The sequence below is a fragment of the Saprospiraceae bacterium genome, assembly GCA_016709995.1.
GTDB lineage: Bacteria > Bacteroidota > Bacteroidia > Chitinophagales > Saprospiraceae > JADJLQ01.
This window is the reverse complement of sequence record JADJLQ010000002.1, coordinates 390,060-405,165: the sequence shown is the minus strand read 5'-3', so window position 1 is coordinate 405,165 and position 15,106 is coordinate 390,060. Positions and strand designations below refer to the sequence as shown.

At 40.7% G+C, this 15,106-nt stretch carries 7 protein-coding genes; 2 read left to right on the top strand and 5 right to left on the bottom strand.

Annotated elements, in window-relative coordinates:
• Positions 1–65: 65 nt before the first annotated feature.
• Complete coding sequence (locus IPJ09_16145) at positions 66–3,425, top strand: VCBS repeat-containing protein (GenBank protein MBK7372938.1); 3,360 nt, start codon at positions 66–68, stop codon at positions 3,423–3,425.
• Between the two features lie 65 nt (positions 3,426–3,490).
• Here IPJ09_16145 and IPJ09_16140 read toward each other — a convergent pair whose 3' ends face one another.
• The 4 genes from IPJ09_16140 to IPJ09_16125 form a co-directional block, all read right to left on the bottom strand.
• Positions 3,491–3,919, bottom strand: a complete 429-nt coding sequence (locus tag IPJ09_16140; protein ID MBK7372937.1) for a prolipoprotein diacylglyceryl transferase — start codon at positions 3,917–3,919, stop codon at positions 3,491–3,493.
• A 65-nt stretch (positions 3,920–3,984) separates the two neighbouring features.
• Positions 3,985–4,998, bottom strand: coding sequence for a LacI family DNA-binding transcriptional regulator (locus IPJ09_16135; protein ID MBK7372936.1), 1,014 nt, complete (start codon positions 4,996–4,998; stop codon positions 3,985–3,987).
• 49 nt (positions 4,999–5,047) lie between these two features.
• Positions 5,048–8,569: a hypothetical protein gene (locus IPJ09_16130; protein ID MBK7372935.1), complete on the bottom strand. Its 3,522-nt coding sequence runs from the start codon at positions 8,567–8,569 to the stop codon at positions 5,048–5,050.
• A 1-nt stretch (position 8,570) separates the two neighbouring features.
• Positions 8,571–11,960: a hypothetical protein gene (locus tag IPJ09_16125; protein MBK7372934.1), complete on the bottom strand. Its 3,390-nt coding sequence runs from the start codon at positions 11,958–11,960 to the stop codon at positions 8,571–8,573.
• Between the two features lie 175 nt (positions 11,961–12,135).
• On the opposite strand from IPJ09_16125, the gene mnmG reads away from it, so the two are divergent.
• A complete protein-coding gene (mnmG, locus tag IPJ09_16120) occupies positions 12,136–14,001 on the top strand; it encodes a tRNA uridine-5-carboxymethylaminomethyl(34) synthesis enzyme MnmG (protein ID MBK7372933.1) in 1,866 nt (621 codons plus the stop codon).
• Positions 14,002–14,077: 76 nt separating this feature from the next.
• Here the strand turns inward: mnmG and IPJ09_16115 are convergent, their stop codons facing one another.
• Positions 14,078–15,058, bottom strand: coding sequence for a sugar phosphate isomerase/epimerase (locus tag IPJ09_16115; GenBank protein MBK7372932.1), 981 nt, complete (start codon positions 15,056–15,058; stop codon positions 14,078–14,080).
• Between the last annotated feature and the right edge of the window lie 48 nt (positions 15,059–15,106).

Genomic DNA, 15,106 nt, shown 5'->3' with positions numbered 1-15,106 from the left:
ATTTCTTGGCAAAAGGTTATAATGTTATTGTATTTCCAATTTTTCATCTTATATCTTTGTTTTTAATGAAAATTAGTTTGACCAGCGTTGATCTTTTGGGATGGATAGTGATACTATGTCTTTTAAATCATTCTTGCAAAGAAAATAATAATATACATGCACGGATAGCGGAATCACCCATATTTACTGAAGTCTCCTCATTAGAATCAGGAATACATTTTGAAAACTCAGTGGTGCAGGAAGGGGAAAACAACGTGCTCAACTATTCCTATTTTTTCAATGGAGGTGGGGTAGCCTTGATGGATATTAATAATGACTCTTTACAAGATATTTATTTTACCGGAAATATGGTAGAGAATAAGCTCTATTTGAATAAAGGAAACCTGCAATTTGAAGATATTACTCAAAAAGCGGGCGTGGCATGTACCGAAGGATGGAAAACCGGTGTCACTGTAGTAGACATAAATAGGGATGGTTGGCTAGATTTATATGTATGCAGATCTGCTATGAGTGATACCTCGCTTAGAAAAAATCTATTATTCATCAATAATCAGGATCTTACATTTTCTGAGCAGGGAGCAAAATATGGGTTGGCTGATATGGGCTATAGCACTCAAGCAGCTTTTTTTGATTACGACAGAGATGGTGATGAGGATGCTTTTATTATCAATCATTCTCTACCAGAGTATTCAAAGTTTTCTTACCTCACGCAGCACCTTATTACTAAAGGAAATAATTTTTCACCACGGTTGTATAAAAACGAGAATGGGTATTTTAAAAATGTATCTGACGAAGCTGGTATAGTGAATAATGTATTGAGTTTTGGGCTGGGTTTGGCGATATCAGATCTCAATCAGGATGGCTGGCTCGATATGTATGTATCTAATGATTTTAATGAACAGGACTATCTGTACATCAATACCCAAAATGGTAGATTTAAAAATGTAATAAAGGAAGCTACAGGACATACATCATTGTTTTCTATGGGTTCGGACATCGCAGATATTAATAATGATTTATTACCCGATATTATCACTTTGGATATGATGCCTCACTCCAATGAGCGAATAAAACTAGCTACCGGTGATGACAATTATGATAAAAATGAAGTGCTGGATCGGGTAGGACTACACCATCAGACCATGCGCAATATGTTACAGCTCAATAATGGTGACGGGACCTTTTCTGAGATCGGACAACTGGCTGGTGTGTCCAATACTGATTGGAGCTGGGCTTCACTGTTTGCAGATTTTGATGGCGACGGCTATAAAGATTTATATGTCAGCAATGGTTATGAAAAGGACTTTACCAATATGCAATTTTTGAAATTTACAGTAGATGCAAAAATAAAAAGCCAACAAACCGGTGTAGCCCCGGATATGAACCTGATTTTGAACAATATTCCCTCCATTGAAGAAGGCAATTTTTTATTTAAAAATAATGGAAGGAGCGGGCCTGACTCCACAGGACAAGCTGCCCTTAGCTTTAGCGATTTTACTCAAACATGGGGAGCAGCCAGAAAATTTAAATCGAACGGTGCCGCTTATGCCGACCTGGATAATGATGGTGATCCGGATCTTGTAATCAATGCGATGAATCAAAAATCGTTTATTTACAAGAATAACGCAGTAGAACAAAAAACAGCAAATTTTTTGCGGATAGATTTAGCTTCGAACAATCCTGGCCTGCCAATTGAAGGTACGCAGGTAAAATGCTTTACCAGGGACATGACCCAATTGTATGAGTTCTCCCCTTGCAGAGGATTCCAATCATCGATGTATGGGCCGATATCGATAGGGGTAGGAACTGACCTCATCATTGATTCAGTAAAAGTGATTTGGCCGGATCACCAATATCAGATGTATCACAATATACCTGTACAGACGATGATCACGCCGGCATATAAAGATGCTATACCGACTTTGACTGTGCCAACCCCTTCTTTGTCATTATTTTCTCCTCACCCGGTTCTGAACTGGAGTCATCATCCCGCCCAGGTCAATGATTTTAAACAACAGCTTCTATTACCTCGTATGTATTCTTACAGCGGGCCTAAAATGAAATCAACAGATGTCAATAAGGATGGGTTACAGGATTTATTTATCTGCGGTCCTGCCGGTCAAAGCAGCAGCTTGTTTATTCAGAATATGCAGGGTGGTTTCAAACCCAGTAATGTTGCATTGTTTGAATCTGATAAGGCAAGCCAGGACGAGAATGCTTGCTTTTTTGATGCGGACATGGATGGTGACATGGATCTGTATGTAGTGTCAGGAGCTTATCTAACCACCCTACCGGATCAGTTCCAGGACAGACTTTATTTAAATGATGGCAAAGGCAATTTTACCAAAGCACCTAATAACATTCCAAAGGAAACATATTGTGGTGCTGTAGCAGTGCCGCTTGATGTGGATGGAGATGGTGATACAGATCTTTTCATAGGAAATCGAATGCTACCTGGACAATATCCTATGGCCCCGCCCAGTCAATTTCTAATCAACGATGGACAGGGAGTATTTACCAATCAGATTGCATCCGTAGCAGATGATTTGGAGCATGCAGGTATGATCACCGATGCCTTAGCCATGGACCTCAACAAAGATGGAGCGATGGATCTTATCGTAGTTGGTGAGTGGATGAGCATCAAAATCATGATCAATGAGCATGGCAAGCTGGTAGATAAAAGCAGGGATTGGTTGGGCGAGAATACATCGGGCTGGTGGAATGTAATCACCGGCGAAGATTATGACCAGGATGGTGACATCGATCTTATCGTGGGCAATGCAGGAGAAAATAATCAATATAAAGTATCTGCAGATCATCCGATTACGTTGGTATACAAAGATTTTGATGGAAACGGTCAGGTAGATCCTTTCCTTAGTTATTTTATAGATGGTATATCTTATCCTTATGCCAGTCGGGACGAAGCCCTGGGACAAGTAGGTTTTTTGAGAAACCGTTTTCTAGATTATAACTCTTACGCGACGGCTACTTTGAAAGATATATTTACACCAGATGAATTACGAGACACGACTACTTTAAAAGCCCAAATTTTATCAACACTTTATCTGGAGAACAAGGGGTCATCGTTTGTGCGTAAACCATTGCCCATACAAGCCCAATTCGCTCCGGTGTATACCCTGGTCAGTGAAGATCTTGATCAGGATGGTGATCTTGATATAATCCTGGCAGGAAATGAGACCAAAGTAAGGGTGCGGATGGGACGAGCAGATGCTAACAAAGGTTTTGTCTTTCTCAATGATGGTCGCGGCAACTTTAGTTATCTGCCTCAATCAGTCAGTGGTTTAAATCTCAAGGACGACACTCGCCAATTATTATTCATCAAACTTGAAGGGCAAAGTGTGCTCATGGTCGGTCAGAATGACAAATCCATACTATCTTATATTTTGGGGACGCTCAATCAATAAATGAATTTTACAATATCATCATGCAATATTGGGAAAGTTATACGAGCTTAAAAACGATGCGTACATCAGTGTATTTGTTGACCACTATAAAAGTCACTGTCTTTCAATACGAATCTATTAAACAACCATACCCCGACGACGAGGCCCAATATACCCAATGGCAATGAAAGATGATGCGGACCCACAAAACTCAAAGAAGGCTTGAGGGTGACCGGAAATATTTTGGACAATAGGTCCTGGCTCACATTCTTTTTAGCGTAAAAGATATTATCCCCCCATCTCGCCACACAAAGTGCGACAAATACTACGCCCAGCACCAGGTACTCTACCTTGGAAGTCAGTTTATCTGGATTTGCCTGTTTTAAAGTCAATGATTTTATGACGAGTAGTACCAGTATAAAAGCCAGGATGATTAAAGCAGCATACCAATACAAGTGAATGGATCCATTTGAATAGATCTCTGAACTGCCATTCCACAAAAAATAATCTGCCATTTTATATTGTTCTTTATATTTCTTTTATAGCATCCCGCCTTCAAGTGGTACTATTATGCATCAAGTTACTTCAATATCACCAAGTTAGAATCCAGGATCAATTTATAATGGGCGGTGGAGTTATTTTCATTATTGGTTTTATTGTTTATGATTTCCAAAAGGATGGACATCGATTTTTGACCTTGTAAAAAAGGGTATTGTTCTACTGTGGCAGCTGGTTTGTATATTGAGTGAGCCGTCATTGGAAAATTGGCATAACCGACCACCATATATTGTTTGTCCTTTTTAATGCTCTTAAGGTATTGAATGATATTCATAGCAGCAGTATCATGAAAGCCAATGATGGCAGTCACTTTACGCTTGTATGCCAATAATTTTTGTGTGGCTTGTAATATCCCTTCTTGAGAAAGATCACAGTTGATGACCAGGTGCGGATCGTATTTTAGCCTTTGTTTTTCCAGTGCTTGTCGGTACCCATCCAAACGCTCTCTGGATACAAAGAGCTTTTCCGGGCCATTGATCAAGCCGATTACTTTGTTGTTTTTTTCAAATAAATAATTGACCAATTGTATCGTACCGGAGACCATATTGCACGCTACGTAGTGTATCTCTTTCATGTCCGGGATACGATCTACAAAAACCATGGGCACGATGTCTTTGAGTTTTTGCATATGATCGTAAGTAAAGGTGTTTTTAGACAAGGACATGATGATGCCATCTACCCGGTGTCTTTTCATCGATTCAAGAAGGTTTTTTTCCTTTTCAGGATCTTCATTGGATTGACCAAACAATACCACATAATTATTTTCACTGGCCACTTGCTCTATACCACTGATCAATTCGGGGAAAAAGGCTTCTGACAAATGAGGTAGGATTACTCCAATGGTATTCGTCTTGCCTTTTTGAAGGTCGATAGCTATCTGATTGGGCTCATAATTGAGTTCTTTGGCGAGTTCTTTGACCCGCATCTTAGTTCTCAATCCTATACTGGGATCATCGTGCAGGGCTTTAGAGACGGCTGAAATGGAGATATTCAGTTTTTCAGCAATGACCTTGATAGTGATAGGCTTATTGACCATATATAATCTGCGAATCTATTTATTGACAATATAGATATTTTTCATGGGGCTAACTTAATTGATCCTGACCATCGACCTTTAAGCTGATAATAAACTCAGTGCTGGTCTCTGGCTGATATACCTTATTTGTCTCATTGGGGGTTGCTACCAAAGGATGATAGTTTGTATTAACTTGTATCATGCCTCCATGTGCTTTCACAATGTCATAGGCCAGGCTCAGTCCCAGACCGGTTCCCTGGCCTGTCGGTTTTGTCGTAAAAAATGGTTGAAAGATTTTGTCTCTGATGTCTTCAGGGATACCGGGACCGTTGTCTTTTATAGATATTAAAATTTTATTGAATTGCATTTTCGTCGACACCGTCAGGGCTGGTTTGTAATCCTTCACTCCAGATTTTATCTTTTCATTGATCGCCTGAAATCCATTATTTATTAAATTAAGCAATACGCGCCCGATATCCTGCGACACTACTTGAACCTTTGGCAGATTGGGGTCGAAATCGGTGATTATTTCAGAATTAAAATTATTACTCTTGGCTCTCAAACCCTGGTACGAAAGTCTTACATATTCAGCAGCTAAGGCATTGATGTCGGTCCATTCCTTTTTCCCGGTACTGGTTCTTGAATGTTCGAGCATCCCCTTTACGATGCTTTCGGCACGTTTTCCATGATGGTTTATTTTGTCTGAGTTTGCTTTTATGTCATTGATCAGGTCTTTTGCTTGTTGCAAATGAATAATGGCGTGCTGTGGATTGCCTTTTGCATATTGCTCATTGCCAATGGCCAATTGTTCATCTATTTCTTTGACTAATTCTGCATTTAGTTCAGAGAAATTATTCACGAAGTTTAATGGGTTTTGTATTTCATGAGCGATGCCAGCCGTCAATTCACCAAGCGAAGCCATTTTTTCGGACTGGATGAGTTGATTTTGGGTTGCTTTTAGATCTTCTAATGTGTTTTGCAGTGCCTCTTTCTGATGCACCACTTCTGCTGTTCTTGAAGCTACTTGTTTTTCCAAAAACCTTTTTTGTTCTAGTAAATTGCGTGAACGGTAAAAAACGAATGCCCAAATACTGCCAATGATCAGGAGTCCGTATGATGTATAAGCCCACCAGGTTAGCCACCAGGGTGGATGTACGATAATGGTTAAAACCGCATCTTGTGTACTCCAAGCGCCATCATTGTTAGAACCCTTAACGCGAAAAGTATATTTGCCGGGTGGTACTTTTGTGTAATGAGCTATTCGCCCAGTGCCTTTGTCTACCCAATCATTGTCTACCCCCTCCAGTTTATACCTGTACTCATTTTTTCCGGAAGCGCGGTAGCTCAATGCAGCGAACTCAATGTCAAAGAAATTCTGACGGTAGGAGAGAGAGAACTCTTCACCAATGACTGGATAGTTCTTATCAAAGATTTTGAATTGAGTAATGACTACAGGAGGCTGAAATTTGTTTTCCTGAATCGAACCAGGTTGAAATGCAATCAATCCATTGTGACCATTGTTACTCCCAAAATAAATGATGCCATCCGTGCCTTCCATGCTGAGATAGGCATTATAATCATCTGACTCCACACCTATGGCGGAAGTTGCTAATCCATCCGTGCTTCCAAACTGTTTAGTGCGCATTAAAGTACCGTTGAAACGGGTAATACCCTCATCTGCCATTATCCACAGATTGCCTTCTTCGTCTCCGGCAAGTCCCTGTACAGTATTTGATAGCAAACCATTTTCTTTGGTATAAATCGTAAATTTTCCGGATGATGAATCGAGTCTATTCAACCCTCCTCCGTATGTTCCTATCCAGAAAATGCCTTTTCGGTCTTCATAGAAACAGGTGACACTATTATTGCTTAGGCTGCCCAAAGCACCAGGCTGATGTTTGAAATGATCAATTTTGCCGGTTTTCAAATTGATGTGGTATAGACCATTTCCACCCAAAGCCAAATGAAATGCCTGGATGCCTATCCATAGATCGTCATTGCTGTCTTCGTAAATAAACCGGATACCCGCATTCAATGGCGCTTCTTCATCTTTAGAACGATAATTATAGGTAATAATTTTTTTTGTGGCAATATCGTACCATTGCAAATAACCTTCATCCGTCCCTATCCACAATCTGCCGCTTTTATCTTTGTAAAGTACATTAACCCCATTATTGGCCAGACTTCCGGTGTCCAAAGAATTATGTTGCAGAAAGGTTACTTTGTGTGTATATGAATCATATTGTATAATTCCGGCCTGATCTGTACCTAACCAAAAAATGCCTGGTCGTTCCTCACAGGCTGTTGTTAAAACAAAGCTTTCATTATTTTTCTTTATGTTTTTTAATTGCCATACTTCTTCAAATTCATCTTTATCCGGATTAAATTTTAAAAGGTTTTGACTGGTGGCTACATAAGGCTGGCCATCGGCTGATTTAAAAATTGATTTTATTCTGTTGCTGCCAGGCCCAAATAACATACTTGCTTCATCATTCAGGTAACGCTTAAATTTTCTTGGCTGAGGTGAAAAATAAATAATCCCTCTTCCTACTGTGCCAATCCACACTAAGCCAGCACTATCTGTCTTGATTATATGACCTTTTGTTTCAGTTTTAGGCAGATAACTTTTATTCTCGTAAAGCGTAAAAACCTTGGTTTGCGGATTAAAATGGTACAAGCCTGCTTCGGTCGAAACCCAATAGCTGCCAGTCAAGTCCTGTGTGACAGCAAACAAAACATCATTGCCAATACTATTCGGATCATTTGGATCGTGATGATAATATGCTACGCATTTTTTTGATTCAGGATCTATTACAAACAGGCCATTCCCAAATGAACTTAGCCACAGAAGGCCTTGCTTATCTTGATAAATATGATGAACCAAGCTAATATTAAGCCTCGAAGAATCATTAAAATCTCCTCCGACCAGGTAGAAGCGCTCTTGTATTGGATCGAAAAGATTTACACCTGCATTTGTTCCTATCCAAAGCATCCCTGCTCTATCTTCCACTATTGAATAAACCCTGTTATTACTTAAACTATACTGATCCATTGGGTTATTTTCAAACACGGTAAACCGGTTTGTTTTTGGATTGTAACGGGTAAGGCCATCCGTACTTCCAAACCAAAGCATACCGCTACGATCTTCAGCAATTCCTTCTATGGAGCCCTTACCCATACTATTGGTATTTTTGGGGTCGTGTGGATATCGATTCCACACGCCAGTCTGCGGGTCAAATGAATTAACACCTCCACCTCCGGCTGTACCTACCCATATCAGGCCGGTGTGATCTTCATACACCGACATCACAATGTTATCGCCAAGGCTGTTGGTATCTTTTGGATTATTTTGATATCGGGTGAGCGTATAGCCGTCATATTTAATCAACGCATCCAGGGTAGCAAACCACATAAAGCCTTTTCTGTCTTGCGTCAGGCCAAAAGCTATATTATTGGAAAGCCCATTTTCGATGGCTAACCGTTCAAACTTTATTTCGTTATTTAAATAAAGATTGTTTTGAGCTACCTGTCCCTTGAGTAGAATTACCTGTAAAGACAATAAAAAGAAAAGAAATAAGGCGACAAATTTCATTTTATATAGATTGAATGGGAAAGGTAATTATAAACTCCGTCCGCTCTCCTTCTACGCTTGCACACTCAATGGATCCTCCATGCCCTTTCGTTACAATATCATAAGCTAAGCTTAATCCCAGGCCCGTTCCCTGACCCGTCGGTTTGGTTGTAAAAAATGGTTGAAAGATTTTGTCTCTGATGTCTTCAGGGATACCGGGACCATTGTCTTTTATAGATATTACAATTTTATTAAATTGCATTTTCGTCGACACCGTCAGGGCTGGTTTGTAATCCTTCACTCCAGATTTTATCTTTTCATTGATCGCTTGAAATCCGTTATTTATTAAATTAAGCAATACGCGCCCGATATCCTGCGACACTACTTGAACCTTTGGCAGGTTGGGTTCAAAATCGGTGATTATTTCAGAGTTAAAATTGTTACTCTTGGCTCTCAAACCCTGGTACGAAAGTCTTAAATATTCAGCAGCTAAGGCGTTGATGTCGGTCCATTCTTTTTGCCCGGTACTGGTTCTTGAATGCTCCAGCATCCCTTTGACGATGCTTTCGGCACGTTTTCCATGGTGGTTTATTTTATCTGAGTTGGCTTTTATGTCCTTGATCAGATCTTTTGCTTGTTGTAAGTGAGCGATAGCCTGTTGTGGATTGCCTTTTGCATATTGCTCATTGCCAATGGCCAATTGTTCATCTATTTCTTTGACTAATTCTGTATTAAGTTCTGCGAAATTATTTACGAAATTTAATGGGTTTTGTATTTCATGGGCTATGCCTGCTGTGAGTTCTCCAAGACTGGCCATTTTCTCTGATTGAATGAGTTGGGCTTGGGTGGTTTGTAAACTTTTATGCGATATTTCTAAATCTTTATAGGCTTTTTCTATTTCCCTTGCTTGTGCTAATTCTTTGAATTGAGAGCGGGCACGCTCCTGCCTCAGCACATACTGTTTGTAATATTGATTTCCCAGTTTGGCTAAACCTAGCAGACCTAATACATACATCAGATAAGCCATCTTGGTACGCCACCATGGAGGCAAAATAATAATTTTTATGCCTGCCCCTGCTTCATTCCATTCACCATTGCTGTTGGCAGCTTTTACTTTGAATGTATAGTCGCCGGTAGGAAGATTGGTATAATACGCAGTATGCTGATTGGGTATGTCATTCCATTCTGCATCGAATCCCTCCAGTATGTAGGAAAATTTATTTTTTTGAGGGTCAGTATAGTGTACTCCCAGATAGTCTATGCTGATATTATTTTGATTGTATTTTAGCTCAAGGATAGTATTAATTGTAAGAGAATCAAGGGAGGTTGCTATCGACCTATTGCTTACCTTGACATCTGTGATGGATACAATGGGAGGGATAGATCCGGATTTTATATCATCCGGATTGAACCGGATCAAGGCGTCGCCACCGATAAACATCTGCCCATCCTGAGTTTTTAGACCACTGAAGAATATCCTGCCATTAATACCATCTCCAGCGGAATAATTGGTAAATTTTTCTGAGTTGATATTGAATCTGCTGATACCGCCATCGGTGCCTAGCCACAATACATTATTCTTATCATCGTGCAATATCTTATTTACATTCATATTTGGCAATCCATCCTGCGTGGTATATGTTTTAATTTCACCGGTTGCTGTGTTATATCTATTTAAGCCTCCATCTTTGATACCCACCCAGACTACATTGGAGCTGTCTTCAGAAAAGGTAGAATTAATGGTTTGGGCAATAAAGCTTTTACCTGGCCTGGGATCATACCCATGGCGGGTAATTTTGTCTGTAATATAATCGTATAAAAAAAGCCCGTTTTCGCTGAGTATCCAAAGTCCGTGCTGCCCACCATTCTCCACTAACATACTATTGCTCTGTTCGGAGCCACCGGGTTGGGTACTCAGGTCGATGACCTTATAAGCATCTTCATCTTTCAATTTTTTATATAGATAATTAGTACTGCCTAGCCATTCATTACCGTTCTTATCTTTAAAAAATTGCCTGATTCCGGGATGAGTAACAGGAACTCCGGGAAGGTTGATTTTATTGATTTGTTTTGTTTTAATATTGATTTGATATACTCCCAGATCAGTACCAATATTATAAAGATCTACACCTGTTTCATCTTCTCCTACGACATTTGCTCCTTTAGGTAAAATATCACTTATAGACAGGCGATTTATCTTATTGGTAGCCTGGTCTAAGGTTCGTAAAAAGAATTTATAATTACTCTCTATCTCCTCAAAGGAAAAGATAACCACGGCTCCGGTTTTAGATTGGTGCAATCCGACCACATATCCTTTTACAGATTGGGCCGTATCAGTAGAATTACCTGAATAAGAATTAAACACAGGTTTGTTTTCATACTTAAGCAATCCAGTCTGAGTGCCAATCCACAGTGTATTGAACGTATCAAAATATAATTTACGGATTTTGTAAGGAGTACCATTTAAATCCAATGGTAAATCGATTTTTTTAAATTGTTCCGTCTGCCTATTGAAAAAAAACAAACCCTGAAATGATCCGATCCAGATATTTTGATCCTGATCAAACTCAAGTGCGGTCGGTAAAAAACCTTTTAGTCCGGCAGGCAATAAATGTTTGAAAGAATATTTTTTAGTCGGGGCTTGATGTACATCCTTAAATTCAAACAGCTCAGGGTTGTGACCCAGTATCCAAAAATTATTTTGATGATCATACTTACCATCACCCAGCAAGGTCTGATTAGAGAGCTGCTGGAGATCACAGTATGGTAGCTTCCAAATGGTATCCCTGGATGTTTCCAATTCATAAATTTGCGCATCCTGCCCAATTAAAAGTGTATGTCCTACAGTATTATTTTCAAATTTATAGGAGTAATCAGGGTGTTTGCTGCCAGGAGCAAATATTTCAAACCGGTCATTTTTTACATCATACTCCAATATCGATTTAATCAAAGGGGCATTACTCTCCACCGCAAAAAGCAATTTATCAGCAATCGTACAGATATCCACGATATGAACATATGGCTCGAGATATTTTTTTCCTATCAGTGATTGGTAATTATATTTTTTAAATTTTTTTGCAACAGGATCATACCTTATCAGCTCTCCGTCAAAGGTGCTGAGCCACATTTTTTTTTGCACATCTTCATACAATTTTATGATGCCAATTCCTTTGATTGAAGTCGAATCGGAAGGATCATAGCTATACTTTTTAAATTCATAACCATCATATCGCATCAGGCCATTGTTATCCGTAGCCATCCAGATTTGACCTGATTTATCCGCCATAATATCGGAAATGACGACTCCTTCTGTTTCTTTTAGTAAAATGGCATTGCTTGAATTTTGAGAAAAAAGTGGAGTGCCGTTTAATAAAAAGAGACTAAAACTGATCAATATTAATCGTTGGGGCATAAAGGTCAAATTAGGTAGATTTAAAAATCAATGTAGTAATTTTGATTGAGTATCTGAAAGAATTTTCGGAGCAGCAATTTTTTTATTCCAGGTCACTAAAAAGTAAAAATGATTTCTTGATTTTAAAGCAAGTCCTGGATCCTGACCACTTTCTCCTATCTTTGCGCCCTCAAATATGTTTCCTACCTACGATGTCATAGTAGTCGGCGCCGGTCATGCCGGTTGTGAAGCCGCAGTAGCAGCGGCCAACCTGGGCTCAAAAGTCCTGCTGATGACTATGAATATGCATACCATTGCACAGATGTCCTGTAATCCGGCCATGGGGGGCGTAGCCAAAGGCCAGATCGTCAGGGAGATCGATGCGCTGGGGGGTTACAGCGGTATCGTGACAGATCATACTATGGTCCAGTTTCGCATACTGAATAGGTCCAAAGGCCCGGCGATGTGGAGCCCCAGAGCGCAGAGCGATCGCAACCTTTTTGCCCGCAAATGGAGGACTATGCTCGAAAGTCATCCCAATATTGATTTCTGGCAAGATATGGGTAGTGGTATCCTGGTCAAAGATGGTCGGATACACGGAGTGCGTACATCTATGGGCATGGAGATCGAGTCCAGGGCGGTCGTGTTGACCAATGGTACTTTTCTCAATGGCATCATCCATATCGGTGAAAAACAATTTGGTGGTGGTCGTGCAGGGGAGAAGGCAGCCACCGGTATCACAGAACAACTCGTCACCCTGGGATTTGAGAGTGGTCGCATGAAGACCGGTACTCCGCCGAGACTGGATGGTCGCAGCCTGGACTACACGCGCATGGAGGTGCAGGAAGGGGATCAGCCTGCCGGAAAATTTTCTTATTCAGATACGCCCAGATTGGTAGATCAAATGCCTTGTCATATCACTTATACCAATCAGGAGGTCCATGAGATTTTGAAGACTGGATTTGATCAGAGCCCGATGTTTTCCGGTCGTATCCAGGGCCTCGGTCCGCGATATTGTCCCTCAATTGAAGATAAGATCAATCGATTTGCGGATAAAGAAAGACATCAGCTTTTTGTAGAACCCGAAGGCAGAGATACCTGCGAAATCTATGTCAATGGATTTTCTTCCAGCCTGCCCGAGGAGGTACAATACAAAGCCCTTACCAGGATCCCTGGATTTGAACACGCCAAAATGTTCAGACCCGGATATGCTATCGAATATGATTATTTTCCGCCTACCCAATTGTCCTTGTCTTTAGAAACGCACCTGGTAAAAAACTTGTTTTTTGCGGGACAGATTAATGGTACCACCGGATATGAAGAAGCAGCCTGCCAGGGTCTGATCGCGGGCATGAATGCGCACCTCGCTATCCATGAAGCAGATCCATTTATCCTCAAAAGATCAGAAGCTTATATCGGGGTACTGGTCGATGACCTCGTCAACAAAGGCACCAATGAACCCTACCGCATGTTTACTTCTAGGGCGGAGTATCGCATGCTCTTGCGCCAGGACAATGCGGACATGAGATTGACCCCACTCGCATATCAGTTAGGCGTGGCAGGCAGTGATCTTCGTTATGATAAAGTAAAAATCAAACAACAACAGGCGAGCCTCATCGAATCCTTCGTCAAATCCGGCTCAGTCAGTCCTGATCAGATGAATGGTTATCTCTCTTCTATTGGTAGTACCCCTTTGACTCAAAAGGTCAAGCTACACACCATATTATTAAGACCTGAGATATCGCTGATGGCATTAAAAAATGAAGTGCCCTATCTCAAGGACCAGCTGTCAGTGTATTCCGATGAGTCTATTGAAATGGCCGAAATCGATATCAAATATGAAGGTTACTTGCAACGCGAACGTGATCTGGTAGATAAAATGAGCCGGCTGGAGGAAATGAGGCTCATCGATAATTTTAATTACAAAGGTTTACAATCCCTATCCGCCGAAGCCCGTGAAAAACTGTCTAAACACAAACCAAGGACCATCGGTCAGGCCAGCAGGATAAGCGGCATTACACCGAGTGATATCAGCATATTGTTGGTGCACTGCGGAAGGTAAAACCAATCCATATAGATTTGACCAATTATAAGATTTAGTACAATAAATCTACGTGGTTTGCTTTACCTTTTTCTGTTTACCCCATGGCATTGGTCACGGTCGCCTTCAATTTTGCCAGTCCGGTATTGATCACTGGGGCAGCATCCAGTTTATAATATTCCGGGTTGAATAATTCGAGAGACAGGATGATATGATCCCGATGCAAGGCAAGATCCCTGAGTATTTTTGACATGGGAGTGGCTCCTTCGCCGGGGTAGATGCGGTCGGCATCTGTGATGGTCGCCCGGTCTGAAGATGCTTTGTAATCATTCATGTGAAATATTTCGATAGATTCAGGCCCTACCAATTTTAGAGCATCGAGATTAGAACCTCCTTTATATAAGTGATATACATCCGTCAGCAAGCGGGTTTGTGGATGACCACATTGAGCAGCTACGTACATCAGTTGACTCATATTGTACAGGGTTTTAGAAAATCCCCATAATTCCAATTGTGGGATGACCGCATGCTGCACCCCGATTTCTATCAAAGTATGAAAACGTTCAGCAACGGCATCATACGAAGCAGCAGGCTCATTGGTCGCCCCGGAAGGTGGTGCTGCAATGCGATGGCAACCCATCTCTGCGAGCATATCCATTTCTTCTTTGACTTGCTCCAGGGCTTTGGACCTGATGGTATCATCCTCATGTATCCATTGGGCGAATCCTATCGCATCTGCGACATTCAGGCCCAGGTCTTTAATTTTTTTGCTGAGGTCCTTGATCGACTTACCGCTTTTTTTATATTCGTTCAATACGGGCACCCACACTTCGATGGCATCGTAACCTGCTTTGGCTACCAGCTCGACTTCTTTTTCGATACCGATTTTTTGACCCCGGATCGTACTGGAATTAAAACAATAGGAAAATTTTTTCTTAAAGGGTTTGTCTGATGTATACACCTCTTCTTTTGGATCTTTTATCATTGAGTGTAAAGCAGTGGTAGTGCCAGGCAATAAAGTACTTCCCCCTAAAACACTGATGCCCTTGAGTAGATTTCTGCGGTTTATTCGATCCATTGATAGATTTATTTTTACTGCAATTACGTAAAAAATAAGGGTAAGTAC

What these genes read in the sequence shown, in the direction of transcription:
- IPJ09_16145 (MBK7372938.1), top strand. Translation starts at nt 66, where the DNA reads ATGAAAATTAGTTTGACCAGCGTTGATCTTTTGGGATGGATAGTGATA.
- IPJ09_16140 (MBK7372937.1), bottom strand. Translation starts at nt 3,919, where the DNA reads ATGGCAGATTATTTTTTGTGGAATGGCAGTTCAGAGATCTATTCAAAT.
- IPJ09_16135 (MBK7372936.1), bottom strand. Translation starts at nt 4,998, where the DNA reads ATGGTCAATAAGCCTATCACTATCAAGGTCATTGCTGAAAAACTGAAT.
- IPJ09_16130 (MBK7372935.1), bottom strand. Translation starts at nt 8,569, where the DNA reads ATGAAATTTGTCGCCTTATTTCTTTTCTTTTTATTGTCTTTACAGGTA.
- IPJ09_16125 (MBK7372934.1), bottom strand. Translation starts at nt 11,960, where the DNA reads ATGCCCCAACGATTAATATTGATCAGTTTTAGTCTCTTTTTATTAAAC.
- mnmG (MBK7372933.1), top strand. Translation starts at nt 12,136, where the DNA reads ATGTTTCCTACCTACGATGTCATAGTAGTCGGCGCCGGTCATGCCGGT.
- IPJ09_16115 (MBK7372932.1), bottom strand. Translation starts at nt 15,058, where the DNA reads ATGGATCGAATAAACCGCAGAAATCTACTCAAGGGCATCAGTGTTTTA.